The sequence below is a fragment of the Stieleria sp. genome (assembly GCF_041595215.1).
Taxonomy (GTDB): Bacteria; Planctomycetota; Planctomycetia; order Pirellulales; family Pirellulaceae; genus Stieleria; species Stieleria magnilauensis.
In genome coordinates this window covers 1-7,718 of sequence record NZ_JBFHKV010000337.1, presented here as the reverse complement: position 1 = coordinate 7,718, position 7,718 = coordinate 1, and the positions used below count along the sequence as shown (strand labels likewise).

General features: G+C 60.9%; 6 protein-coding genes. All 6 read right to left on the bottom strand.

The window, feature by feature from the left end:
- A partial coding sequence (locus ABX749_RS14465; protein ID WP_372896600.1) for a BatA domain-containing protein occupies nt 1–1,110 on the bottom strand: 1,110 nt, incomplete at its 3' end.
- 72 nt (nt 1,111–1,182) lie between these two features.
- Nucleotides 1,183–2,127, bottom strand: a complete 945-nt coding sequence (locus tag ABX749_RS14460) for a DUF58 domain-containing protein (RefSeq protein ID WP_372896599.1) — start codon at nt 2,125–2,127, stop codon at nt 1,183–1,185.
- Nucleotides 2,124–3,218 carry an AAA family ATPase gene (locus ABX749_RS14455; protein WP_372896598.1) on the bottom strand — a complete coding sequence of 365 codons (1,095 nt, stop codon included), beginning with the start codon at nt 3,216–3,218 and terminating at the stop codon, nt 2,124–2,126. Before ABX749_RS14455 ends, ABX749_RS14460 begins: the two co-directional genes overlap by 4 nt.
- Nucleotides 3,215–4,882, bottom strand: coding sequence for a hypothetical protein (locus tag ABX749_RS14450; protein ID WP_372896597.1), 1,668 nt, complete (start codon nt 4,880–4,882; stop codon nt 3,215–3,217). Before ABX749_RS14450 ends, ABX749_RS14455 begins: the two co-directional genes overlap by 4 nt.
- Entirely contained in the window at nt 4,879–6,189 is a 1,311-nt protein-coding gene (locus tag ABX749_RS14445) for a DUF1501 domain-containing protein (RefSeq protein ID WP_095736273.1), read from the bottom strand. Before ABX749_RS14445 ends, ABX749_RS14450 begins: the two co-directional genes overlap by 4 nt.
- Nucleotides 6,180–7,700 (bottom strand): DUF1549 domain-containing protein, encoded by a 1,521-nt coding sequence (locus tag ABX749_RS14440; RefSeq protein WP_372896596.1) that lies wholly within the window; start codon nt 7,698–7,700, stop codon nt 6,180–6,182. Before ABX749_RS14440 ends, ABX749_RS14445 begins: the two co-directional genes overlap by 10 nt.
- Between the last annotated feature and the right edge of the window lie 18 nt (nt 7,701–7,718).

The following is a 7,718-nucleotide window of genomic DNA, read 5'->3' as shown; positions in this document are numbered from 1 at the left end:
GTCGGCGCGCTCGGCATCGACGCTCTGTTCCGGCTTGCGACTGGTCTGTCGCAGCGCCGCGGCCAGATAAAAACTTTCGGCCAGCTGTGCCCCGTCACGCGAGCCGCCGTCGACGACCAAGACCGGGGCCGGTTGAGCGATTTCGAAAGCCGTCATCCGTCGATTGTCGACGGCCAAATCGTCTTCGACGTCCAATTGCACCGTGACCTGCCAGGTGCCCGGTTCCAGTTTGCCGAAGTCGAACGACAGTTCTTGGGCCTGTCCGTCGGGCAGATTGATCGACTTTTTCAGTCGCACGCTGCGTCGGCCGTTGGTCGCCGTCGCCGTCATCGGAATCTCTTCCATCGGCAAGGTGCCGAAGTTGAACAACGTGGCGTTGATCAACGCGTCACGCTCCGGTGAAAGTCGCTTCGACGTGGTCGTGACCGTTTGGATGGCCAGGTTGTTCGCCGCCGGTCGGCCCACATCGATTACCCGGACGGGCAAGTGCTTGGGCATCTGTAGCGTCGCGGTTTCCAACGCGTCGGAGGCCAGGCCGGACTGTTGCAGGTCCGAGAGAATGACGACATCGGCAATCGCGTCGGAATCCGCGGCGACGCGATCGCGGGCCCAGCGGAGAGCGGCCAGATAGTTCGTGTCGCCGACGACACTGCGTGGCGCCGACACGCGGGCCAGGTTGCCGTCGAAGGGTTCCACACTGGAATCAAACCAGGCCCAGAGGATCGTGGCGTCGGTACCCAGTTCGGCGGCCACGTCTTTCGCTTTGGCCACCGCATCGTCGATCAACCGTCCGCCTTGGCCCGGCATGCTCATGCTGGCCGAGCGGTCGATCAACATCACGCGCAAACGATCTCCGTCGCGGCGGATGGTTTCGGGCAAGTAGGGGCGTGCGAACAGCAGCACCAACACGGCGACCGTGGCCATGCGTGTCAGCAGCAACAACCAGCGACGGATTTTGCGACGTTGGGCGCCGTCCTGCATCACCTCTTGCAGGAAACGCATCGTCCCCAATTCCACACGACGAACCTGCCAGCGGCTGAGCAAATGCACCAGCACTGGGATCGCGACGGCCAGGCCGCCAATCAGGAATCCGGTTTGAATGAAGTTCATCGATAAACGGGGGTGTGTCGCTCGTGTGTCGTTCTACGGATGCTCGTGGCAGGACCAACGAGCGACAAAACATCAGGTGGATCGTTTCACTAAATAATCGACCAGCGCCGCGGTCGGCGGCTGGTCGGTCGTCAACTCGATACGGTCAACGCCCTGGTGCAAACAGGCTTCATCCAGCTGATCACACCAGTGTTCGATTTTCTTTAAGTAATCTGCGCGAATGCTTTCCATGTTGGTCGTCAGTTCGGCGGGGCCTTCCATGTCCAACACCCGAAAGCGTCCACTTTCGGCCAAATAGCGTTCAAAGGGATCCAGCAAGTGAAACACGATGACCTCGTGTCCGCGGTGGCGCAATTGCTGCAGCCCTTTCTTGATGCCTTCGACGTCGTCATCGACGAGGTCGCTGAGGATCACAACGACACCGCGGTGGCGGGCCAATGCGGCGGCCTGTTCGAGCGACTTGGACAATGCGGTGACGTTGGATTCGGGACGGGTCGCCAACAGGCTCAGGCAATCTTCCCAGCGTCCCGGTTTCGCCGAGGGATCCATGTAGTGGCGGACGCCGTCATCGAACAACCCCAGACCGACCGCGTCACGCTGTTTGAGCGCCAACGCGGCGAACGCGGCGGCCAAGGTCGCGGCGTACTCATGTTTGGTCATCGCCCCTTCGACCTTGCACTGCATCGATCGGCTGGCGTCGACGAACAGGTACAGGTTCAGGTTGGTCTCGGCGTCAAACTCTTTGACGTAGAGTTTTCGCTGGCGGGCAAACAGTTTCCAATTGACGTGCCGCAGATCATCGCCGGGGCCATAACGGCGGTGCGAGGAAAACTCGACGCTGTAGCCGATGAACGGGCTGCGGTGCAAACCCTGCAAGAAGCCTTCCACTACGCCGCGGGCGCGGAGTTCGATCGAACTGAGTCGAGCCAGTTCGTCCGGTTTGAGCCAGTCGGGTTGGCTGGGTTGGCCGGCCGATTGCGACTTGGAGGCTTTCTTGGGTTGGGGACTGGCGATCAAGAGACATCCTCCTTGACCGCTTTGAGCAACGCATCGATCACGTCATCGGAATCGACGTTGTCGGCGCGGCCATGGAAGTTCAGCACCAACCGGTGTCGCAGCACCGGATGGGCCAGCGCCGCGATGTCCGCGAAATCGACGTGATAGCGGCCTTCCAGGACCGCGCGTGCTTTGCCGGCCAACACCAGTGCCTGGCCGGCGCGAGGGCTGGCGCCGTAGGTGACATACTTTCGCACCATCTCGACTTCACTGCCGACCATGGTCGCGCCGCGATCGCTCAGCCGTGGTCGTGTCGCGGCGACCAATCGGGCCGCGTACATGATGACGTCGTCGGAGACCGGCACGCTGCGGACGATCTCCTGCAATTGCAACAAGTCGGCCGCTGAGAGGACCGCCGAGGGTTCAAACGTGTCCGTCCCGGTCGTGCCGCGGATGATGTCCGCTTCCTCTTGGATCGTCGGATAGCGGACGCGGATGTTGAACATGAATCGATCGACTTGGGCCTCCGGCAGCGGGTACGTGCCTTCCATCTCGATCGGGTTTTGCGTCGCGACGACGAAAAACGGAGGGTCCAATTCGTAGGTGGTGTTGCCGACCGAAACCTCGTGTTCCTGCATCGCCTGCAGCAACGCCGCTTGCGTCTTCGGCGGCGTCCGGTTGACTTCATCGGCCAACAGAAAATTCGTAAAGATCGGACCGGGGACGAATTTCAATTGGTGTCCGCCGCCGCCCTCCTGTTCTTCAATCACGTCGGTGCCGGTGATGTCCGATGGCATCAAGTCGGGCGTGAACTGGACGCGTTTGAATTTCAGATCCAAGGTCGACGACAGGGTCCGCGCCATCAGCGTCTTGCCCAGTCCCGGCACCCCGTGCAGCAGCACGTGGCCGCGGCAGAGCAACCCCAACAGCAATAGATCGACGACGTCCTGTTGCCCCACGATGACTTTGCCGACTTCTTCACGAAGCCGCCTCCGGGATTCACGCAGCTTGTCCACCTGGTCAAGCAGTTGGCCGTTCTTGGAGGGTTGTGTCTGGGACGCCGACGTCTGGGTGGACTGGGGCGAAGAAAGGTTTTCGGTTGTGCGACTCATCCGGCTAGCTTGTCTGCGTTGGAGGCTTCGGTTTTATCGATCAGGTGATCCTGATCTTGATCCAGTTGGTGAAAGACATCACGTGGTCCTAAGAATTCGTCCCAGGTCAGGTCGCCGTCCCCGTTGCGATCCATTCTCTGGAACCAGATCGGCCCGCTCGGGGGTGCCAACAGTGCGGCCGGTGTCTCGGCCGACGGCCGATCGACGCGGCCGAACAAACTGACCCCGCCGCGTTTGATTTCGATGCGGTACGAGGCGGTCATCTGCGATGGATTGATCTGGGGCTGATCGCCCGCGACCGCCATCAATGTCTGTTCACAGCGACGCAACTCGCGAATCGAAATCCTGCCGTCGGCGTTGACGTCCAGCAATTGAAAGAAACCGTTGCCGGTGTCCAGCAACGTGACTTGGCACGACGTCGATGCCGGTTCGGTGTACTCTTTGACGTAACTCATCATTTCGTCGGCGAACACTCGGTCGTCACCGTCTTTGTCCATCGCGTCAAACAGGTAGCGTTCGAAACGCTGGTGTTCGACGATTTCGTCTCGATCCAAATATCCGTTGGCGTCGACATCGATCGCGTTGAAGGCATCCGACGCGTTGCTGATCGCTTCGGCCATCGGGTCGCGATAGCGATAGCTGACCCCCAAACTGACCGAATCGCGTTTGATACGAACCAGGTCGTCTCGAACCGAGATCGAATCATCGTCGAGGTGACCGAGCACCTTCATCGCCTGGCCGCCGGTGTCACTCAAGTCGACGCTTAAGCTCAGATCGGGCTTTGCCGATGTGATCGTTGACAGCTCTTGCATGCTCAAGCGTTGGTTGCCGTCGGCGTCCAGCGCTGCGATTCGCGGACCGCTCCAGCCGAGTTCGTCGGCGGTCAGGTGCGCGTCGCGGTCACGATCATAGCGACGGACCAGGCGGGCCGGCAAAATCGGCTCGGCGGCATTGCGAAGCAATTCGGCATGCACCGATCCGGGTGGCTCTTGGTCGATCGCATTGACGACTACGCCGTTCAGCATGTCCACCGATTCGGACAGGAACTCGTCGAAGGTGATGCACTGGTCAAAGTCACTGTCACGCTCGGCGATTCCGGCCGCGGCCAGACGCATCTCGCGTCGGTCGATCAATCCCGATTGATCTTGATCCAGCACATTAAAAACACTCAAGTCCTGTTCCGCCAGCGCGTTGTTTTGACGGTAGGTGACCAACTGGCCGGCCGCCCGATCGACCGCCAGAGCCAACTCGCGCTCGGTGAAGGGACGGCGACTGCGGAGCGAACTGAGAAACTTGTTGCCTTCGAACCGTCGCGAGGTGGTGAACAGCGGATGGTTGCTCGTTTCCTCGCGACTGACTTTGCCGTCCATGTCCGTGTCCAGTGTCGCGACCAGTCGATCGAGGTAGTCTTGCCGCGTTTGCTCCAATGATTTTCCCTGGTTGGTGATCTGGACACGCAAGTGCAGCGGACCGTTGGGCAGCAACAGCAACATGTCGTGCATGCCGGAGGGCCGTTCGGCGTCGGCACCCTTTGCGGCGGCCGGGATGATCGGGGCCAGCACGATCGAGGCCAGTGCGACCGAGGCCAGTGCGATCGTGAGCCATGCGGTGATCATCGGCTTGACGTGAGGGTCCGCTCGCCGACTGGAACAAAAACCTTTCATCCGAGCAACTCCCGAATCGGCGTTCCACCTTCGTCGACCAGTGGGATCGGTCGGTTGCCCATCGCGTTGTCGCCGCCGGAATCGATGCCCAGCCCTTCCAACAGGGTGGCGTACAGATCGCTGGCGGTGACCGGATTGTCGCTGACCTCCATCCCGTCGGCGGAGGTTTTGCCGTAAACCTGGCCGCCGGCGATCGACCCGCCGGCCAACGCCACGCTCCAGGCGTCGGGGAAATGGTCTCGGCCGCGGTTGGGATTGATCTGCGGCGTTCGTCCGAATTCACCCATCCAGACGACGAGAGTCGAATCGAGCAGGCCGCGGTCTCGCAGGTCCTTCAACAGCGTCGACCAGGCCGGGTCGAGGACCTCGCACATCGAACTGACCGCGCTGAAGTTGTCGACATGTGAATCCCAGGATCCTTGTGCGGCGGCGTCCAACGAGACTTCGACGAACGGCACGCCGCGTTCGACCAAGCGGCGCGCCAGCAAGCAACCCTGGCCGAACCGATTGCGACCGTAAGCGTCCCGCAACTCGGTCGGTTCTTCATCCAATTCAAAAGCCCCCTCGCCACGCGTCTCCACCATTCGCATCGCTTGGTCATAAACCGAAGCGTGCTTGAGGGCGGCCGGTGACGACGAGGGGGCACCCTGGCGCAACATGTTCAGTAAGCCTTGACGCTCCAGCAGGGCGTCGGGGTTGCCGCCGGCAACCTCCAAGTTTTCCACCGTCAAATTGGCTCGGGTATTGGGATCGTTGCTGGCACCCGAGACGACCAACGGAGAATGGTCCGGACCCAAGAAACCGGATCCCAGGTTGCCGAATCGAAAGGGTGCGATCGAGACGAAGCCGGGCAGCGGCGAATCGGCCGGTTTGAGTCGATGCGAGATCAATGACCCCAACACCGGATAGTCGGTCATGCCGCCCATCGGCCGATAACCGGTCATCATCAATTGTGTGGCCCGGCCGTGATCGCCTTCGCGGGTCTTCATCGAACGCACCAATGCGACGTCCTTCATCTGGGTGGCCAATCCGGGCAAGTTTTGGCTCAATTCAATCCCCGGCACGGCGGTGGAAATCGCTTGCGTCGGACCGCCGTTGCGGTGCCCGGGTTTCGGATCCAACGTCTCCATTTGACTCGGTCCGCCGGCCATCCACAACAAGATGCAGGCCTTGGGTGGGCGTTTGGTTCCGGCCGCCCGCGCCAGCTTGGGCAGCCATGGTGAACAGCTGATCCCGCCCAGGGAAGCGGCGGCGATGCGAAACAAATCACGTCGCGAAAACGTTTCGAAGGATCGTGTCATCGACATAGCACAAACTCCGGGCTGTTCAGGAGCGCCCACAAGATTTCGCCGAACGCTTTGCGGCGCGTCGTTTCGTCCGGCTTGTTGTCCAAGTACTCGGTCAGTGATTGCTTTTCGGCCTCGGAGGGCTCGCGGGTCAGCACCGCCAGATAGAGCGTTTCGATCCGTTTGTCCTCGTCGAAAAACGGCGACTCGACCACCGCACGCAGCAATCGGCTGCGGTCCAAATCGATCGCGTCGGAGGTGACCGGACCGTTCATCATCATCAACGCTTGCGGGATGCCCGACGCATAATCTTCCGGTGTTTCTCCGATCGCTTCGCCCAGTCGGTTGACCATCTGGGCGCGGGCGCCGGTCCAACGCGGCGCCGCAGGATCGATCCGGCTGATCGGTAAATGAAGAGACTGTTCGAGTGAATCAAAAACCTGTTCGGGACTGATGACTTTCAATTCCCGGCGAAACGTCTCGTCCGAATCCGTTTCCGACATCGCACGTGCGGCATACCAGTTCGTTTTACAGATGGCCGCAATCAAACGCTGCACATGAAACCCGTCCTCGGCAAATTGTTGCCCCAAATCATCCAGGAACGCGCGCTCGTCTTCATTCGCCAAATCCAGGTTTTCGATATCGGCGTACAGCCCACGGCCGACCAGCAATTGCCAAAACCGATTGACCGCCGTCGCCGCAAAGTTCGGGTTCTGCGGGGACGTCATCCAGCGAGCCAGGCGGACGCGTGGCGCACGTGTGACGTCGTCGAGCGGCGTGTCTTCCCACAACACCTTCGCCCGGTACGTCTCGCCTTCGAATCGGATTTCGCCGCTCTTGCCCGTCGGCCGCGATCCGTCGGGGTTATCGATCGAACCGTTGATGTCGCTGTAAAACGCCGCCAATCCCCAAAAGTCGTGTTGCTTCCAATCGGTGAAGGGATGGTCATGGCATTGCGCGCAATCGAGACGAACGCCCAGCATCACCCGCGACAGATTGCCGGCATAGGTTTCCGGAGTGCCCCCGACCAATCGGTAATACCCGCCGGCGGCATCGGGCGACTGGATCTGAGTGATCTCTCGCATCATTTCGTCGTACGGCTTTCCTTCGCGAAATGCGTCGGCCAACCAGGTCTCTAAACCTTGCACCGAACCGGTGGCGACCGTGCCCGGCGGAATCAACACGCGACGCCAATGCCGCGCAAGACTCGACGCCGAGAGCCGTGTGTAGGTGTCCCGTCGCGGCCCCTCGCCGAACACTAGTTCGTTCACCAACAGCTCGCGGCGGTCCTCGCCGAGTGTCTGGAAGTCGCGGATCTCTGAAACGCTCGGCACGCGGCCGACCAGATCCAGATAAACGCGTCGGACGAACGTCAGATCGCTGCACGGAGCCGGTGGCTTGCCCCAGACCTGTTCTCCCCGCTGGTCAATCCACTGTGAAAGCGTGTCGCCCTGGGAGTCCGCGAACGCAGTCCCGGGTCGCCAGACGACGGCGACCGTCAATAGCATCAAGAGAACGACTGGCTTGTTCATCGAAGTGCCTTTTCACCC

What these genes read in the sequence shown, in the direction of transcription:
- ABX749_RS14455 (WP_372896598.1), bottom strand. Translation starts at nt 3,218, where the DNA reads ATGAGTCGCACAACCGAAAACCTTTCTTCGCCCCAGTCCACCCAGACG.
- ABX749_RS14450 (WP_372896597.1), bottom strand. Translation starts at nt 4,882, where the DNA reads ATGAAAGGTTTTTGTTCCAGTCGGCGAGCGGACCCTCACGTCAAGCCG.
- ABX749_RS14445 (WP_095736273.1), bottom strand. Translation starts at nt 6,189, where the DNA reads ATGTCGATGACACGATCCTTCGAAACGTTTTCGCGACGTGATTTGTTT.
- ABX749_RS14440 (WP_372896596.1), bottom strand. Translation starts at nt 7,700, where the DNA reads ATGAACAAGCCAGTCGTTCTCTTGATGCTATTGACGGTCGCCGTCGTC.